The sequence below is a fragment of the Psychrobacter sp. 1Y4 genome (assembly GCF_051847555.1).
The window spans coordinates 1-526 of record NZ_JBPYDE010001119.1 but is presented as its reverse complement, the minus strand read 5'-3'; the positions used below and the strand labels follow the sequence as shown (position 1 = coordinate 526).

General features: G+C 45.6%; 1 protein-coding gene. It reads left to right on the top strand.

Annotation, left to right across the window (positions count from 1 at the left end; translation table 11 throughout):
• Positions 1-475 (top strand): TauD/TfdA family dioxygenase (locus ACS8FC_RS20725; protein WP_439298170.1); only part of this gene is annotated, 475 nt, incomplete at its 5' end.
• Between the last annotated feature and the right edge of the window lie 51 nt (positions 476-526).

The following is a 526-nucleotide window of genomic DNA, read 5'->3' as shown; positions in this document are numbered from 1 at the left end:
ATGGCAAAATTACGTGGCTACTGCGACAGGTAGAACAGACGCCGATCAAATAAGCTTTGATGATTTAGAGACATTTATCACTGCGACGACGAGTAAGACGCTAACGCATTACGTAGAGCCTCAGACAGATGGCGGCGTTCGGTACGTGTTACAGATACCTGCTATCCGAGAGGACAACTTAAGCGGGCAACTGGCCTTTGCAAATACCTTACTTGGGCCATCATTTAACTATGAAAAACCTGAGTTCACTTTAGCAAACGGTCAAAACGTTGATGATGCGCTCATAGCCGAGCTGACTCAGCTCTGTGAAGCGCATACTCAAGACATTGCTTGGCAAAATGGCGATGTGGTGATACTAGACAACAAACGCATCATGCATGGTCGTCGACAAATTGACGTACCTTTAACAGAGCGTAAGCTGTATATTGCGATGGGGCTTGGCATTAAGCATGGCATTAAGTGCTCAGACCATTAGCAACAGCGCATATCACTACAATCCGTGCTTCAATAATCCGTGCTTTAATGA